Raw genomic sequence first — 15,109 nt, 5'->3', positions numbered from 1 at the left:
CCATTCGGATTCCCGGCAACGGGTCACCCCCACTTTGGAGCGTTACATGCCGAGCGGCTGCATCTTCATGACCCCAGGGGTTCTGCGCGACCTCAAGACCGAGGCGACCTACGACATCCCGGCCGACCTCAGGAACCACCCCGTGGGGAGTCTGGTGACCTACACCCTCGCCGGCCCCAGGACCGTCGGCTCCATCGCCCAGGGCCTGGTCGGCATGACCATCGCCGGGAACGCCGTCGACGACGAGGCCGGAAGGCTCATCCCGCTGAGCCCCGCGTTACGGGACGCCTACCCCGAGCGCACCCGCGTCCGGTTCTACGGCACCCCCGACGAGGTGAACAGGGTGACCGCCCTCGGACTCGTCATCGGCACCCCGGCACGCCGGACCGACCTCGTGGACCTGACGGAGAGCGCCCCCGCCGACCTGTCCGACCTGGGCATCTCGATCGAGCAGGACGCCGAGGACAAGTCCGACTTCCCGGCCAGGCAGCTCTACTACTACGTCGGCCCCGAGCGGGCGTGGACCACGCGCATCCACACCTGCACCGCGCTGGCCATGTGGAGCCGTACGGCGGGCATCTCCTACCTGTCCCACGCCGATTCGAGCACGCCCCCGGAGCGGATCGCCGAGCGCGTCACGGAGTTCTTCACGGACGTGATCAAGGCTGGGGCCGTTCTCAGCACGCCCGGCGAGCTGAGCGTCGTCCTGTTCACCGCCGAGGACACGCTGACCGGCAGGGGCAGCTCGGTCCAGAGCGTCCTGGGCGCGCTCGACCACCTCGGCGCGGCGCACACCAGGGTCTTCTACGAGCACGCCAGGTGCCACATCGCCGGCCCCAGCGACACCGTCGTGGTCTCGGCGGGCGCCGCCCCCCGGGTGCTCCTCAGCTACGCCGACCACGTGGAGCACCTGCTGACCCGCTACACCATCAAGGGTGAGCGCAACGTCCGGGACATCCTCGTCGAGGTGCTGAAGACCGCCCAGGCGAACCACGAGTTCGAGCCCAAGGCCTATCTCGCGGCGAAGAAGGCGAGGTCACAGGGCGACGACCAGCTCCACCGGCTCCTCGTCGCCCTGGCCGGCCTCACCGAGGAGGACGCCGCCAAGCGCTGGGGGTGACCTGCTCGCGTGTGGAGGTGGGGGCCGGAACCGCCTGGCTCCGGCCCCATGCTCCCCGGCGGAGTGCCCACAGGCCGGTCTGTCATACCTTGTTGTTCCCGTCCCCACGAGGAGGTCGATCGTGTCCTTCCCACCGCCCGGCATGGTGCTCGGTGACGTCCCGTCGCGCGCTTCCTCGCGGGAGGCCGTCACCCGCTGAGCCGAGAACCCGCCGTCACCAGGCGGGAGACCGTCCACACCGCGACGAGGCGCTCTTCATGACCATCACTGGTTCGATCATGAGGAGCCCCGAGTGCTCACGATTCACTGGACCGAGGGCGGCGCGCCCCGGTCCGCTCTCTGGCGTTCCGAGAACGGCTCGCCACCGCCCGCCCGCGTGCTGGTCGCCGACGACCGGCTCACCGCCGACGCCGCGTACCGGCTGGCCCGCCAGGGCGTAGGACTGCTGTGGCGCGGCGACTTCCACAACGCCCGACAGCTCATGCGCGCCATGGCGCGACGTGTGGAACGGGCGCCGTCCGAGGCGGCTGTCTCCCCGGCGTCCCCGGCGCGGGCCTTCCACCTGCACCGTCAGGCCCGTTCCCGGCGTGCCGTCGTCCTGGGCAGGCTGCTGGTGCCACTCGACCACGAGCACGCCGTACCCCTGCGGCGTGCCCCGGACGTACGGCGGGCCTGCACTCAGGTGTACGGCCCCGCGCGAGGGCCCTCGGTGGTCTCGCTGCCCGAGTTGCTCGGCGTCGTCGGCGCCTGCGAGTGGCGCGGCAGGGGGGTCGAGGTGCCCGCGCTCGGCGGGCGGATCCACCCGCACTACGGCGTCTTCTCCCCGGTCAGAGGGGAGTACGCCGACCTGGTCGCCCGCGCGCCGCTCCCGTCGCGGTCACTGGCGTTCGACGTCGGCACCGGGACCGGCGTGCTCGCCGCGATCCTCGCCCGCCGGGGTGTCGAACGGCTGGTGGCGACCGACCAGGACCCGCGTGCCGTGGCGTGCGCCCGCGACAACGTCGAACGACTGGGACTGACCGGCCGGATCGACGTCGTGCGCGCCGACCTCTTCCCCCCGGGGCGCGCGCCGCTCGTCGTCTGCAACCCGCCGTGGCTGCCCGCCGAGCCGTGCTCCCCGCTCGACCACGCGGTCTACGATCCGGGCGGTCGTGTGCTCCGGGGTTTCCTGAACGGGCTCGCCGAGCGTCTCGAACCGGAGGGTGAGGGCTGGCTGATCCTGTCCGACCTGGCCGAACACCTGGCCCTGCGGACCCGTGCCGAGCTGCTGGCCGCCTTCGGGTCGGCGGGGCTGCGGGTGGCGGACAGGCTGGAGGTACGGCCCCGGCACCCGAGGGCGACCGACCCGAAGAACCCGCTGCACGCGGCCCGCGCCGCCGAGGTCACCTCACTGTGGCGGCTCAGGCCGGTTCGCTGAGGGCCAGGGTTCCGTTGCGGCGCAGAAGTTCGACGGCGTGGACGGTGGCGTGTCCACGCCAGTCGAGCACACCGGCCGGGGAGATCCTGGCGTACTCGACGGTCCATCCGCCGTCGTCCCGCTGCTCCCCGGCCAGGCGCTCCAGGTCGGCGGCGATCACCTCCGGCGTGAAGAGGGCACGTGCGGGACGGCCTGGCAGGGGCGCGAAGTCCAGCGGGCGCAGCACCTCGTTCTCGGTGCCGCCCTCGACGGCCACCACACCGTCCGCGGGGACGTGCTCCCCCAGCCGCCGCAGGAGCCCGGCCGCCTCGGGGTGGGTGTCGTGCACGGCGTCGAGGAACAGTACGGCGAAGAGCAGCACGTAGGCGGTGGGCCGTTCCTCGATCGCCCCGATCACGTCCAGGCAGTGGCGGGTGGCACGGGCCAGCCACGGGTGCCCGGCCACCCCCCGGTCGTGTACGGCGACGCGGTGCGCGGCGGCCGCCGTCACGGCGGTGATCTGCAACGACGAGCCCGGGGTCGCGGCCCCGGCCGCCCACCAGGGGGCGGTTCCCTCCCGGACGGTCAACGGCAGGGCGAAGGGCAGCCCGCCGTCCGGCAGCGTGACCGTCCCAAGCCAGTCGCACAGCTCGACGGCCCGCCCGGTGGTGACCGGGGCGACGTCCCCGAACACCTCGAAGGCGTGCAACGCGGCGCCCGGCTGGCTCTCCGGCGAGCGCAGGTCGGCCTCAAGGCCCCAGCCGTAACCGCCGTCGGCGTTGCGGTAGCCGTCGAGCGCGGCCAGCACGGCACCGGGGTCGGCCCGGCCCGTCAACAGTTCGAAACGACGGCGGTCGAGGACACGCGCGTGGGTGGCCATGAAGGACGTCGCCGTGGCGAGATCAATGCTCATGGCCCCCATCGTCGCCGGGCCGTACGGCACGCGTCTTGCAGGAAACGGTCTTCCTGACTAGTCGTTCCCGAGGGATTCGAGCCAGGCGGGCGGCCTGAAGTCGGGGTCGCCGGGGGAACCGAGCGCGTCGAGGGCTGCGACGATCTTCCTCTCCTCGTAGGTGAAGTGCGACTCAAGGATGGCGGTCAGGCCGTCGAGGGTGTCGCGCACCCGCCGTGCCTCCTCGGGGCCGGGAGGCCGGTCGCCGAGTCCCTCGACCAGGTTCTCCAGGTCACGCAGGATGCCGGCGACGAGCTGGTGGTCGTGTTCGAGCCGCTCGATGACGGGGCGCAGTTCGGGGAATCGCCCGGCGAGGGCGGGGAAGGCTCCGGCGTCCTCGCCGGTGTGGTGCAGGGTCAGCGCGGAGCAGAAGGCCAGGCAGTGCGCCCGCAGCCGCCGTGGCCGTTCCATGCGGCCTTCGAGGTAGGTGTCGACGTCGTCGCCGAGCCTGGTCAGCTCCTCGCGGAGCCAGTCGTGCACCTCGATCAGCTGGTTGCCGAACGCCGCGAGGCGATCGCCCGGGTTGGTGGGGGTTTCCATGGTCGTCCCATGTTTCGGCGCCTCCATGCCCTCGGCGATCTCCTTGCCGGGTGCACTGCGACGCTGAGGCGGGATTCCATCACCTCCGGCCGCCGCCGTCAATCCGTCTGGCGTGCCCAACCCCCGTGAACGGCAATCTTTCCGAGGCCCGGGTTCGGGGCTTCCGCGCTGCCGGATATGGGCCGGAAAAGGCCTTCCAAATAAATCCATAAATCCGACTTAACGGATAAATCACTTCGTATTCTGGGCTTGTCGATCGTGTCCTCCGGCGAATGTTCCGGGGGCCTGGTCAGAGGAGGATTCCATGGACCGCAGGCATCGTCCCAGCCCGGCGCTTCTCGCCGCTCTCGCCCTCTCCGGCGTCGCGTTCCTCCCCGCCACCACCGCGTCGGCGCAGGTGACGCCCCCCGGTGACAAGCCACCGGCCTACCAGCAGGCCTACGAGAAGGGGTACGCCGACTCGGCCCACATGTGCGACAAGGCCGCGAGCTTCTCCTACGAGGAATCGGACAGCTGGGACAGGAAAGGCTGGGTGGACGGCTACAACGCCGGCCATGCCGCCCAATGCTGACGTGGGGGAACCTTCCGCGACGGACGCCTCCCCATAATTTCCCGCTTCAGCGTTTCTCGTTCCTGTTCTCGGAACGGGCGCAGACGACGGCCTCGGTGAAGTCCCGGTAGCGGATGACCTCGTCGCCGATCGGATCCAGCACGAGGTCCCTGGCCACCTGGTCCACGTTCGCCCGCAGCGCCCGTTCCGCCCTGCGCGCCCTGCGACGGCCGCCCGCCCAGGCCGCCAGCCGTGAGAGTCCGGCGATCAGCAGCCCCAGCAGGGCGCCGCCGACCAGCAGCGCCGTCGGCCAGGGCACCTCCCCCACCGTCGGCAGGTCCGGCCGGGGCAGCCTGAGGTAGTCCAGGCCCGCCAGGCCGAGCAACCACAGGCCACCCGCCAGCGTGACCGCGAACACCAGCCACTGCGCCGCCCCGACCACCCGCCACCACACGGGCCGCCGGGCCGAGCCGAGCGACGTGGCGGCGATCGCCCGGTCGAGGCCGTCCTCAAGCTCGTCCCCGTGCGCCCTGGCCGCCCGCCGTACGGCCGTCGCCCACGGCTCGGGCAGCCCCTCGGCGGCGGCGTCGGCGGTCCTGCGGATCGCGATGTCCATCCTGGAGCGCTGCACGGTGGACGCGACGGGCATCGACGTACGGCCGACCAGCCCTCCGGCCTGGGCGGTCCCGGTCCGGGCGGTTTCCGCCCGGACGGCGAGACGCAGGCGGCGCAGCGGGTCGGGGCGGAGGCGGCGCAGCCAGCGGGTCGGCGGCCAGCCGGTCGCGACGATCGAACGGTGCCGGTGCGAGGTGGCCACCGCCCTGACGACGACCGGTACCCCGGCCGCCTCGGACAACGCGGCGGTCAACGGCCCGGCCAGGCCTTCGACGTTCTCCTTGGGGCCGGAGCCGGTTCCCGAGGCGGTGTCGAGGCGGGCGGCGGCCGTACCGACGTCGGCGGCGAGGCGGGCGGCCCACGAGCGCCGGTCGGTGACCCGGGCGGCCAGCAGGGCGCCGAGTTCGCGCATGCCCTCCCCGGTGCGCGCGGAGACCCCGAGCAGCGGCACCCCGCCGAGGCCGTCCTCACCGAGCAGCCGCCGCAGGTCGTCGAGACAGCGCCGGGCGGCGTCCCGGCTGAGCCGGTCGACCTGGTTGAGCACGACGACCGTCACGTCCCGGTGCCCGGAGAGCGGGCGCAGGTAGCGGTCGTGGACGGCCGCGTCGGCGTACTTCTGCGGGTCGAGCACCCACACCAGCAGGTCGACCATCTCGACCAGCCGATCGACCTCGACGCGGTGCGACGGCTCGATCGAGTCGTGGTCGGGCAGGTCGAGCAGGATCAGCCCGGCCGCCTCGCTTTCGACGTGCGGCACCTCGTGGCGGCGGGGCACCCGGAGCCAGTCGAGCAGCGGCGCCGCCCCCTCGCCCTCCCAGAGCGCGGCCTGCGCGGTCGAGGTGGTCGGCCTGGTCACCCCGACCGTGGCCAGGCCGGTACCGGACAGCGCGTTGAACAGCGACGACTTGCCGCTTCCCGTGGCCCCGGCCAGCGCGACCACGGTGTGCCCGACCGACAGGCCACGCCGTACACCCGCGCGGGTGACCACGGAACGCGCCCCGGCGACCGCGTCCTCGTCCAGTCGCCCGTCGGCCAGGTCCGCCGCCCTGGCCAGCGCGTCGAGCCGGTCGTCGAGGGAGGCGGACTCCTTACGGCGCAGCAGCTTCACCACCCCTCCACCTCCCCAGGTCCACCCCCGGGAACCTCCCTCGGCCCGCCCCCGGAAACCTCACGCGGCGGCCCGTCTCCGGGGCCACCCCCGGAACGCGATCCGTCTCCGAGTCCGTCCCCGGTCGCGGGAAGCTCCCCTCGGCGGTCCTGTACGGCCCGCGCCACCTCCCGTAGTGCGGGGCCGGCCTCCCCCGGTGGTTCGACGGCGTCCAGGAGGCCGGTGAACCGGTCGGCCTCCTCGTTGAGCAGGATGGCCACCCTGGCACGCAGGTCGGTGCGGGCCTTGACGGTGAGGGTGCGCACGGCCTGGTCCCCGAAGACCGCCTCAAGGAGCTTCTGGCTGAGCACGCTGGTGCCTCCGGCGATGCCGACCTCGATTCCGGTCAGGCCCCCTGTCGAGGCGAACACCGCGAGCATCAGCAGCAGCCCGGCGCCGTTGACGCCGTAGGAGGTGAACCTCGCCACGCTCCGCCGGTCGGCGCCCTCCTCACGGACCAGGTCGAGCACGTACCCCTGCCAGCCCCTGACCGCCGTCTCGGCCCTGGCGGGCAGGTCGGCCGAGGCCCTGCCGAGGCGTCCCGCCGTCACGACCCCCGCCTCCTCAAGCAGGGCACGGCCCGTGGGACGCGCGGTCCAGGCGTCGAGCGCGCGTTCCGCCGCGCCGTCGGCCGAGGCCCTGATCAGTGCCTCGACCCCGCTCTCCAACGCGATCCGCAGGTCGTTCTCCGGAGCCGGACGGCCGGTGACCAGTGCGACCAGGCGGTCCCTGAACCGGCCGACCCTGCTCTCCAGGGAGCGCATCAGGTCTCCGGTGCCGATGAAGTCCTGCCAGCGGGCCAGCACCTCACCGCGCAGCAGCGACCCGTCGAGCATGCCCTCGTCGAAGGCGGCCAGGCCGAAGGTGTAGGCGTCGGCCGTCAGCGAGCGCAGTTCCCCGGCGGCGGCGTGCTGGTGGTCGACGGCCTCGGCCAGGGCGGGCACCCGTACGGCGAGGCTCTCCAGCGCCCCGGACAGGGTCTGGCGCACCACCTCGGCGCGGGCCCGCGAGTCGGCGGCGATGCCGGTCAGCCAGTCGGCGACCTCCCGTACGGCGGGGCGCGGCAGGCGGCCGTTCTCCTCGGGCAGGGTCAGCTCGGGCACCTCGAACAGCCGGGTCCCGCCGAGGCCGTTCTCTTCGAGGAGCCTGGCCAGGTCCTTCCTGACGACGCCCATGGCCTCGGGGGGCACCCGTGACAGCACGACCGCGAGCGCGGTGCTGCGTTCCCTGGCAGCGCGCAGGAAGCCCCACGGCACCTCGTCCGCGTAGCGGGCGGCGGTGGTCGTGAACAGCCACAGGTCGGCCGCGGCGAGCAGCTGGGCGGCGAGTTCGCGGTTGGCGGCCACGACCGAGTCGATGTCCGGCGCGTCGAGCAGGGCCAGGCCCGCGGGCAGGGAGGGCGCGGTGACCACGCGCAGTGTGCCCGGCTGCCCTCGGGCTCCGGTCACCCGTGGCAGGCCCGGCAGGACGTGCTGGGCGGTGAACCACGCCTCGTCGGCGGGGCTGGTCACCAGGGTGGGCGCGAGTGTGGTCGGCCGCAGCACGCCGGGTTCGGTGACGTCGGCGCCGACGACGGAGTTGACCAGGGTGGACTTGCCCGCCCCGGTCGAGCCGCCGACGACGGCCAGCAGCGGGGCGTCGAGCGCGGTGAGCCGGGGGATCAGGTAGTCGTCGAGCTGACCGGCCAGTTCCTTCTGGGCGGCGCGCCCGGCCCGCGCGTCTCCGGCCGCCAGGGGGAACAGGTCGCGGTCGAGATGGCGCCGCAGCTCGCGCAGCGCCGCGGGCAACCCGTCGCTCCGGCTCATAGGAGCGGTTTTCCCCGGTAAATGCCCCCTAGACATGATTTTGCCCCACCGCTCGACCGGATCACGGGGGCGAACCCGGTAGAGCGGTGGGGCCTTAACCCCGAAGTCCGCGTGAGGGCTACGTCCGAGCTCGTCTCCCCCGCAGCTGGAGGCGAGCCCGACCCTTCCGCACGACCGCGGGGTGATCGGGGGTCACTCGCTGTTCATTGGAACACCCGAAGCTCAGCGTCACTTGAGCCGAAGCTGAATGTCCGCTGAATATTCAACCACTCTGAGGCGGCCGAAGGACATACCCAACCCCCCGCAAGGTGTGTATGAGCCTCGGTTCGGCCATATCCACCTTTCGACGGAGATAGGAGACATAGGACTCGACAACCCCGGCGTCTCCCCCGAAGTCGTAGTTCCAGACGTGGTCGAGGATCTGCGCCTTGGACAGCACCCTGCCCGTGTTGACCATGAAGTAGTGCAGCAGCTTGAACTCCGTCGGCGAGAGCCGTACGGCCTTGCCCGCGCGCCAGACCTGGTGCGCCTCCTCGTCCAGCTCAAGGTCGGCGACCTTCAACCGGACAGGAAGGTCCAGATCCCCCCTCGTACGGCGCAGCACGGCCCGGATGCGGGCCAGGACCTCCTCAAGGCTGAACGGCTTGGTCACGTAGTCGTCGGCGACCCGCAGGCCGGTGACCTTGTCGTCGGTCGCGTCCCTGGCGGTCAAGAAGAGGACGGGGATCTGCCCGCCCATCGCCCGCAGCCGCCCGGCGACCGTGAACCCGTCCATGTCCGGCAGCATCACGTCCAGCACGACCAGGTCGGGGCGGATCCGCTCGGCGAAGTGCACGGCCTCCCTGCCGTCCGCCGCCGTCACCACCTCGAAGCCGGATCTGCGCAGGCTGACGGAGAGCAGCTCGCGGATGTTCGGTTCGTCGTCGACGATCAGCAACCTGGCTTCGACCTTGTCCAGCACATCACGAGGCTTGCTCACCCCCCTGGAACGCAGCTCAGGTCCGGCTGAACGTTTCCTGAGAGAGGAGATCGTCATCGTCGGACCCCGCCCTCGTTGATCGCGGTCGCGGTCACGGAGCCGTCCGCGCCCTTGGCGCCCTGCACGACGACCGTGCCGCCCGTGGTCAGGTCGCCTACCTTGCCCTGCTTGGAGATCCGCACGTTCGTCTGGTCGGTGGTGTTCACGGTGACGACGGTCCCGTCCTGCTGCTGAAGGTAGACCTTGCCGCCCTCGACCTTCTGCACGGTGCCGACGGTCACGCCCCCCTGACCGCCCCGCTGTCCGTTGCCGAACCCGCCCTGGCCACTTCCCTGGCCACTGCCTTGGCCGCTGCCTTGGCCGCCGAACCCACCGCGTCCGCCGTAACCGCCGGGAACCCCGTAACCACCGGGGCCCTGCCGCATCGCGGCGGTCCGGTCGCCGGTCGGCCCGCCGAACGCCTTCTGCGCCTGGATGCCCACGATCACCCCGACGACGAGCGCGAGGGCCGCGCCGAGCACCAGCGTGAGTCTGGAGATCCCGCGCTTACGCCCGGCCGCGAGCTCGCCGTCCAGGTCGCCCTTGAACGGGGAGGTCTCAAGCAACTCCCGCGCCGGGGTCCTGTCGTCCGCGCCGTCGCCCATCTCTTCTCCTCGCGTAGGTCGTACAGGTCGTCTGTGGCTCACTCGTGGCGCAGTGCCTCGATGGGCCTGAGCTTGGCCGCCCGGTTCGCCGGATAACCGCCGAAGAACAGCCCGATGCCCACGGAGACACCCAGGGCCAGCACGATCGACGACGGCACGAGCACCGGTTCGATGCCGGCGATCGTGAAGCGGGTGCCGACGAAGGCGATCGCGACACCCGTCAGCCCGCCGAGCAGGCTCAGCACCGTCGCCTCAAGCAGGAACTGGCCGAGGATGGCGCTCCTGGGCGCGCCGATCGCCTTCCTGATGCCGATCTCCCTGGTCCGCTCGGTCACGGTGACCAGCATGATGTTCGTGATGCCGATGCCGCCGACGAGCAGCGAGATCGCGGCGACCGCGCCGAGCAGGCTGGTGAAGATCCCCACGGTCGAACTGACCGTCTCCTGCAGGGTCGCCTGGTTCAGGATGCGGTAGTCCGCGCTACCCGTCGGGGTGACGCCGTGGCGCTGGTTGAGCACCGCGGTCACCTCGTTCTGCGCCGAGGTGGTCGTGTCGGACCCGGTCGCCTGCACCACGATCGAGCTGAGCGCGCCGAAGCCCGTCAGGCTCTGCTGTACGGCGGGCAGCGGCACGATGGCCACGTCGTCGGCGTCCTGGAAGCCGAAGCCGGAGGAACCCGACGTCTTCAGCACCCCGATCACCGTGAACGGCACCCCGGAGACGCTGACCTGCTCGCCGACCGGGCTGGCCGTGCCGAACAGCTCGTCGGCGACCGTCTTGCCGATCACCATGACCTTCCGCGCCGCGAGCACGTCGTCGTTGACGAAGTAGGAACCGGTCTCGACGGGCTTGTTCATCGCCTCGAAGTAGCTGGGGTAGGTGCCGACGAGCTGGGAGATCGTGTGACTGGCCCCGTCCCGTACGGCGGTCGCCGAACCGGTGCTCACCACCGGGGAGACGCTCCTGGCCGAGGGCACCTGCTCGGGGTCGGCCAGCGCCTTGGCGTCGTCGAGGGTGAGCTGCCTGGCCTGGGTACGGGGGCCGTTGCCCTGCCGGGAGGACCCGACTCCGACGGGGCCGCCGATCCCGCCCCCGGCGAAGGAGGCGGAGACGGTCAGGGTGTTGGCCCCGAGCCGCTGGATGCTCTTCTGGATGCTCTGCGAGGCGCCCTCGCCGAAGGCGACCAGCAGGATCACCGCGGCGACCCCGATCAGGATGCCCAGGGTGGTCAGGAAGCTGCGCAGCTTGTTGGCGGCGAGGCCGCGCAGCGCGAAGCGCAGGATCTCCAGCCTGCTCACGAGGCGCCTCCCGGCGTGGACTGGAGCCTGACGGCCGAACGGGGCGGGGGGCCGCCGACCGGCGCCTGGCGGCGGTCGTCCACGATCAGCCCGTCCACCAGGCGGATGACCCGCTTGGCGTGTGCGGCGACGTCGTCCTCGTGGGTGATGAGCACGATCGTACGGCCGGACTCGCTCAGCCCGTCGAGGATCTCCAGCACGTCCCCGGTCGCCTTGGTGTCGAGGTTGCCGGTCGGCTCGTCGGCGAGCAGCAGGGCCGGGGAGGTGACCAGCGCCCTGGCCACGGCGACGCGCTGCTGCTGGCCGCCGGACAGTTCGTTGGGCTCGTGCCGTACCCGGTCGGACAGGCCGACCTGCTCCAGGGCGGCCAGCGCGCGGGCCCGGCGCTCCTGGGCGGTGACCCCGCCGTAGGCCATGGGCAGTTCGACGTTGGCCAGCGCGCTCATCCTCGGGATGAGGTTGAACGACTGGAAGACGAACCCGATCTTGCGGTTGCGCAGGATGGCGAGCCTGCGTTCGTCCAGGCTCCCGACGTCCACGCCGTCGATGAGGTAGCTGCCGGAGGAGGGGACGTCCAGGCAGCCCAGGATGTTCATGAGCGTGGACTTGCCCGAGCCCGAGGCGCCCATGACGGCCACGTAGTCACCCCGCTCGACGGTGAGCGAGACCCCGCGCAGGGCCCTGACCTCGGCGTCGCCCCTGCCGTACACCTTGGTGATGTCGGTGAGGGCCAGGACGGGGGCGGTCATCTGACGCCCCCGAGCCCGCCGCCACGGTTGCCGCCGCCTCCACCGCCGCCGAGGCCGGGGAAGCCGCCCTGCTGGTTGGTCCCGGTCGCGGCCGGGCGGACGACCTGGTCGCCCTCGGCGAGTCCGGAGGTGATCTCGGTGAGCGTGTCGCCCCTGACCCCGACCTCGACCTGTACGGGGGTCTGGGCGCCGTTGCGCAGGACGGTCACGGTGCTGCGCCCGCCCGTCGTGGTGACCACGGTCGAGGGGACGGCCAGCACGTTCTCCGCCTGTCCCACGGCGACCTTGACCGTGGCCGTCTGGCCGAGCCTGATCTCGGTGGGCACCTGGACGAAGGAGATCGTCACCGGATACTGGACGACGTTGTTGCTGGTCGCGGCGGTCGGCTGGATCTGGGTGACCTTGCCGGTCGCGGTGACGCCGGGCAGCGCGTCGAACGTGACGGCGGCGCTCTGACCGATCTTGAGCTTGGTGATGTCCGACTCGGTGAAGGTGCCGACGAGCTGGAGTTTTCGGGTGTCGGCCAGTTCGACGAACCCGGTCGAACTCGTTCCGGTCGAGCCGCTCGCCGTCCTCGACGAACCTCCCGAGGAGCCCGTCGAGGAGCCCGAGGAGCCGGAGGAACCCGAGGAGCTCGCGGAGCCGCCGCTCGCGGGGCCGCCGACCGTGCCGTTGACGGCGGTGACCGTACCGGCGAACGGCGCCTTGATGACGGTCGCCGCCACCGTGCGTCCGGCCGCCCGGTAGGTGTTCCTGGCGTTGACGTACTGGGCGTAGAGGGCGGCGGTCGAGGTGTCGTCGTCCGCGGAGTCGAGTGCCGCCGCGGCGGCGTCCAGGCTCTCCCGCGCCGCGCTGTCGTCCAGCCTGGCCAGGATCTGCCCCTTCCTGACCTTGTCCCCCACCTCGACGTAGATCTTCTTGACGGTGCCGTTCGTCCCGAAGCCCAGCGAGCGGGCCTGGGCGCTCTCCACGGCGCCCGACGCGGAGACCGAGGCGGTCACCGTACTCCGGGTCACCGTGACGGCCCGTGCCGCACCGCCCGCGGCCGAGGTGGCGTCCGCGGAGGAGGAGGTGGATCCCCCAAGAGAGGAGAAGGCGATTCCCACGCCGCCCAGCAACAGGACCGCCAGGGTCCCGTTCACGAGCAGCGTCCTACGCCTGGTCGACAGCTTCACAGCGCTCGACCCTGGCGTATCAGTCTTGGGCTAAACCCAACTCTTGCTGAGTGTTTCCTGCAAGCCTTCCACCGATATGGACATACAGGAAATATTCAGGTTTTTGTGAGCAGGTAGTGAATCGGGCACGCCAAGATGGTCCGCCATGAGACCGACCAACCTCCCGAAACCCGCGCGCGTAGGAGGACTCGCCCTGGCCGCCCTCGTCCTCGTGGGCGCGGGCGTGTTCTACGCCCTCGACGACGGCGCCGAGCGGGCACCCCGGGTCGAACTCGTCGCCACCCGGCGCGGAACCGTGACCGCCGCGGTCTCGGCGGCGGGCAACACCGTGGACGAACGGACCAGGGAACTGGCCTTCGGCGGTTCGGGAACGGTCAGGAAGGTCTACGTCAAGGCCGGGGACAAGGTGCGCAGGGGCGAGGTGCTCGCCGCCATCGGCTCGGCACCGGCCCGCGAACGGTACAGCGCGGCCAAGGCACAGCTCGCGGCGGCCCAGGAGGCCCTGGACGCCGCCGAGGATAGAGCCGCCTCCCCAGCCCCGGCCCAGCCCCAGAGCCAGTCCCAGGGCCAGGGCCAGGGCCAGGGCCAGTCCCAAGGGCAGTCCCAGGGCCAAAGTCAGGATCAGGGCCAGGCCGGTTCCGGCACGGCCGGTGGGGCGCAGTGTCCACCGGCCTCCCCAGCCCCGTCCCCGACCGGTACGGCCACGCCGAACCCCTCACCCGGGCGCAGCCGTACGGCCGAGCCCGGCCGGACGCTGGTGCCGGGCGGCACCCCCTCCCCCACTGTGCCCTCCACCGTGACCCCCACTGTGCCCCCCACTGTGCCCCCCACCGAGGCCCCTGCCGTCACCCCGACCGCCCTGCCCAGTGACGGAGCGGGCCGGGCCGGGGCGGGTGCGGTCGTGCCCGCCGGATACCTCGTCAAGACCGGGCCCACCACCGTACCGACACCGACGCCGACCACCAGGGCGAGGCGGCACGGCGGGGGGTCGGGCCACCCCGCGCCCGCCCCCACCGTCACCGTCACCGTCACCGCGACGGTCACGGTCACCGCGATCCCCGAGGTCACCCCGACCCGCTCCGGCCCCTCGAACCCGGCCCCCACGGCCCCGGAGGCGACCCCCACCGCGAAACCCACCCCGAGGCCCACCACCAAGCCCGGTGAGAAGCCCGGTGGAAAGCCCACCGAGAGGCCCACAGGAAAGCCCGCCCCCGGCCCCACCACGTGCGCCGGCACAGGAAACGGCAACGGAAACGGCCAGGGCACCGGGCAGGGCGCCAAGCGCGGCACCGGTCAGAACGCCCAGGGCCAGGACGCCTCCCGCCTTCGGAACGGCGGCGCAAAAGGCACGGACGGCATCGGCGGCGGGCAGGGGGCGCTCAGCGTCGACCAGGCACAGGCCCAGGTCAAGCGGGCGCAGGCCGAGCTGACCGACGCCCGCGAGGAGCTGAACGGGGTCCGGATCACCGCCCCCGCCGCCGGAACCGTGATGTCCGTCGCGGGCGCCGTCGGGGACGAGGCGGGCACCGGCGCCTTCGTCACCCTCGGCGACCTCGACGAACTCCAGATCGAGGCACTGTTCACCGAGTCGGACATCGGCAGCCTCAAGCTGGGGCAGCGCGCCACGATCACCCTGGCCACCCGGGACGGCAAGAAGTACGACGGCACGGTCACCCACATCGCGCCGACCGCGACGACCACCGGCCAGCTCGTGAGGTACGGCGTCACGATCGCCTTCGACGAGGCCCCCGCCGACCTCCTGGTGGGCCAGACCGCCACGGTCACCGTCACCGTCGCCCAGTCCCAGGCCGCCCTCTACCTGCCCGCGCAGGCCGTACGGACCAAGGACGGCGTCTCGCGGGTCACCGTGCAGGGCGGCGGCGAGCGTGTGGTGACGACGGGCGTGCGGAGCGACCAGTACGTCGAGATCACCTCGGGCCTCGCGGAGAACGACCGGGTGGTCCTGCCCACCGGAGCCACCGCCGACGGCTTCCCCGACGGCACCTGGCCCGGCGGCCTCTCGTAGCCCGCCCCGGCCGGGCGGAGGGACCGTGCTGTCTCACCGTCCGGCCGCCGGCTCATCCCGTACCGCCCCGTCCAGCCCGACGTGTCCGGCTTTCCGTCCGGCCGTCGGGGTGC

General features: G+C 72.1%; 13 protein-coding genes. 4 read left to right on the top strand and 9 right to left on the bottom strand.

The annotated features are described in order from the left end of the window. Positions 1–46: 46 nt before the first annotated feature. Positions 47–1,120: a hypothetical protein gene (locus ACIBVQ_RS13305; protein WP_399177542.1), complete on the top strand. Its 1,074-nt coding sequence runs from the start codon at positions 47–49 to the stop codon at positions 1,118–1,120. Positions 1,121–1,412: 292 nt separating this feature from the next. Beyond that, positions 1,413–2,537, top strand: coding sequence for a methyltransferase (locus ACIBVQ_RS13300; RefSeq protein ID WP_399177539.1), 1,125 nt, complete (start codon positions 1,413–1,415; stop codon positions 2,535–2,537). Here the strand turns inward: ACIBVQ_RS13300 and ACIBVQ_RS13295 are convergent. After that, a complete protein-coding gene (locus tag ACIBVQ_RS13295; protein ID WP_399177536.1) occupies positions 2,521–3,429 on the bottom strand; it encodes a hypothetical protein in 909 nt (302 codons plus the stop codon). The genes ACIBVQ_RS13300 and ACIBVQ_RS13295 overlap by 17 nt on opposite strands. Before the next feature lie 57 nt (positions 3,430–3,486). Continuing rightward, positions 3,487–4,008: a hemerythrin domain-containing protein gene (locus ACIBVQ_RS13290; RefSeq protein WP_386195816.1), complete on the bottom strand. Its 522-nt coding sequence runs from the start codon at positions 4,006–4,008 to the stop codon at positions 3,487–3,489. A gap of 304 nt (positions 4,009–4,312) precedes the next feature. Between ACIBVQ_RS13290 and ACIBVQ_RS13285 the strand changes: the two genes are divergently transcribed. Then, positions 4,313–4,579, top strand: coding sequence for a hypothetical protein (locus tag ACIBVQ_RS13285; RefSeq protein WP_362917605.1), 267 nt, complete (start codon positions 4,313–4,315; stop codon positions 4,577–4,579). A gap of 46 nt (positions 4,580–4,625) precedes the next feature. Here ACIBVQ_RS13285 and ACIBVQ_RS13280 read toward each other — a convergent pair whose 3' ends face one another. The 7 genes from ACIBVQ_RS13280 to ACIBVQ_RS13250 form a co-directional block, all read right to left on the bottom strand. After that, a complete protein-coding gene (locus ACIBVQ_RS13280; RefSeq protein WP_399177533.1) occupies positions 4,626–6,284 on the bottom strand; it encodes a GTPase in 1,659 nt (552 codons plus the stop codon). After that, entirely contained in the window at positions 6,278–8,125 is a 1,848-nt protein-coding gene (locus tag ACIBVQ_RS13275) for an ABC transporter (protein WP_399177531.1), read from the bottom strand. Before ACIBVQ_RS13275 ends, ACIBVQ_RS13280 begins: the two co-directional genes overlap by 7 nt. Positions 8,126–8,387: 262 nt before the next feature. After that, positions 8,388–9,104, bottom strand: coding sequence for a response regulator transcription factor (locus tag ACIBVQ_RS13270; protein WP_352014282.1), 717 nt, complete (start codon positions 9,102–9,104; stop codon positions 8,388–8,390). Positions 9,105–9,157: 53 nt separating this feature from the next. Beyond that, positions 9,158–9,748 carry a hypothetical protein gene (locus ACIBVQ_RS13265; RefSeq protein ID WP_399177529.1) on the bottom strand — a complete coding sequence of 197 codons (591 nt, stop codon included), beginning with the start codon at positions 9,746–9,748 and terminating at the stop codon, positions 9,158–9,160. A gap of 38 nt (positions 9,749–9,786) precedes the next feature. Continuing rightward, positions 9,787–11,046, bottom strand: a complete 1,260-nt coding sequence (locus ACIBVQ_RS13260; RefSeq protein ID WP_399177527.1) for an ABC transporter permease — start codon at positions 11,044–11,046, stop codon at positions 9,787–9,789. Next, on the bottom strand, positions 11,043–11,795 hold the full coding sequence (locus ACIBVQ_RS13255; protein ID WP_352014285.1) for an ABC transporter ATP-binding protein: 753 nt from the start codon (positions 11,793–11,795) through the stop codon (positions 11,043–11,045). Before ACIBVQ_RS13255 ends, ACIBVQ_RS13260 begins: the two co-directional genes overlap by 4 nt. Next, positions 11,792–12,937, bottom strand: coding sequence for an efflux RND transporter periplasmic adaptor subunit (locus ACIBVQ_RS13250; protein WP_399177525.1), 1,146 nt, complete (start codon positions 12,935–12,937; stop codon positions 11,792–11,794). The genes ACIBVQ_RS13255 and ACIBVQ_RS13250 overlap by 4 nt, the downstream gene beginning before the upstream one ends. Before the next feature lie 178 nt (positions 12,938–13,115). On the opposite strand from ACIBVQ_RS13250, the gene ACIBVQ_RS13245 reads away from it, so the two are divergent. After that, a complete protein-coding gene (locus ACIBVQ_RS13245; RefSeq protein ID WP_399177524.1) occupies positions 13,116–14,996 on the top strand; it encodes an efflux RND transporter periplasmic adaptor subunit in 1,881 nt (626 codons plus the stop codon). The last annotated feature ends 113 nt before the right edge of the window (positions 14,997–15,109 follow it).

This window comes from Streptosporangium sp. NPDC049376, assembly GCF_044466505.1.
In the GTDB taxonomy this organism is placed as follows: Bacteria; Actinomycetota; Actinomycetes; order Streptosporangiales; family Streptosporangiaceae; genus Streptosporangium.
The sequence above is the reverse complement of the archived record's forward strand: the minus strand, read 5'-3'. Positions and strand labels throughout refer to the sequence as shown.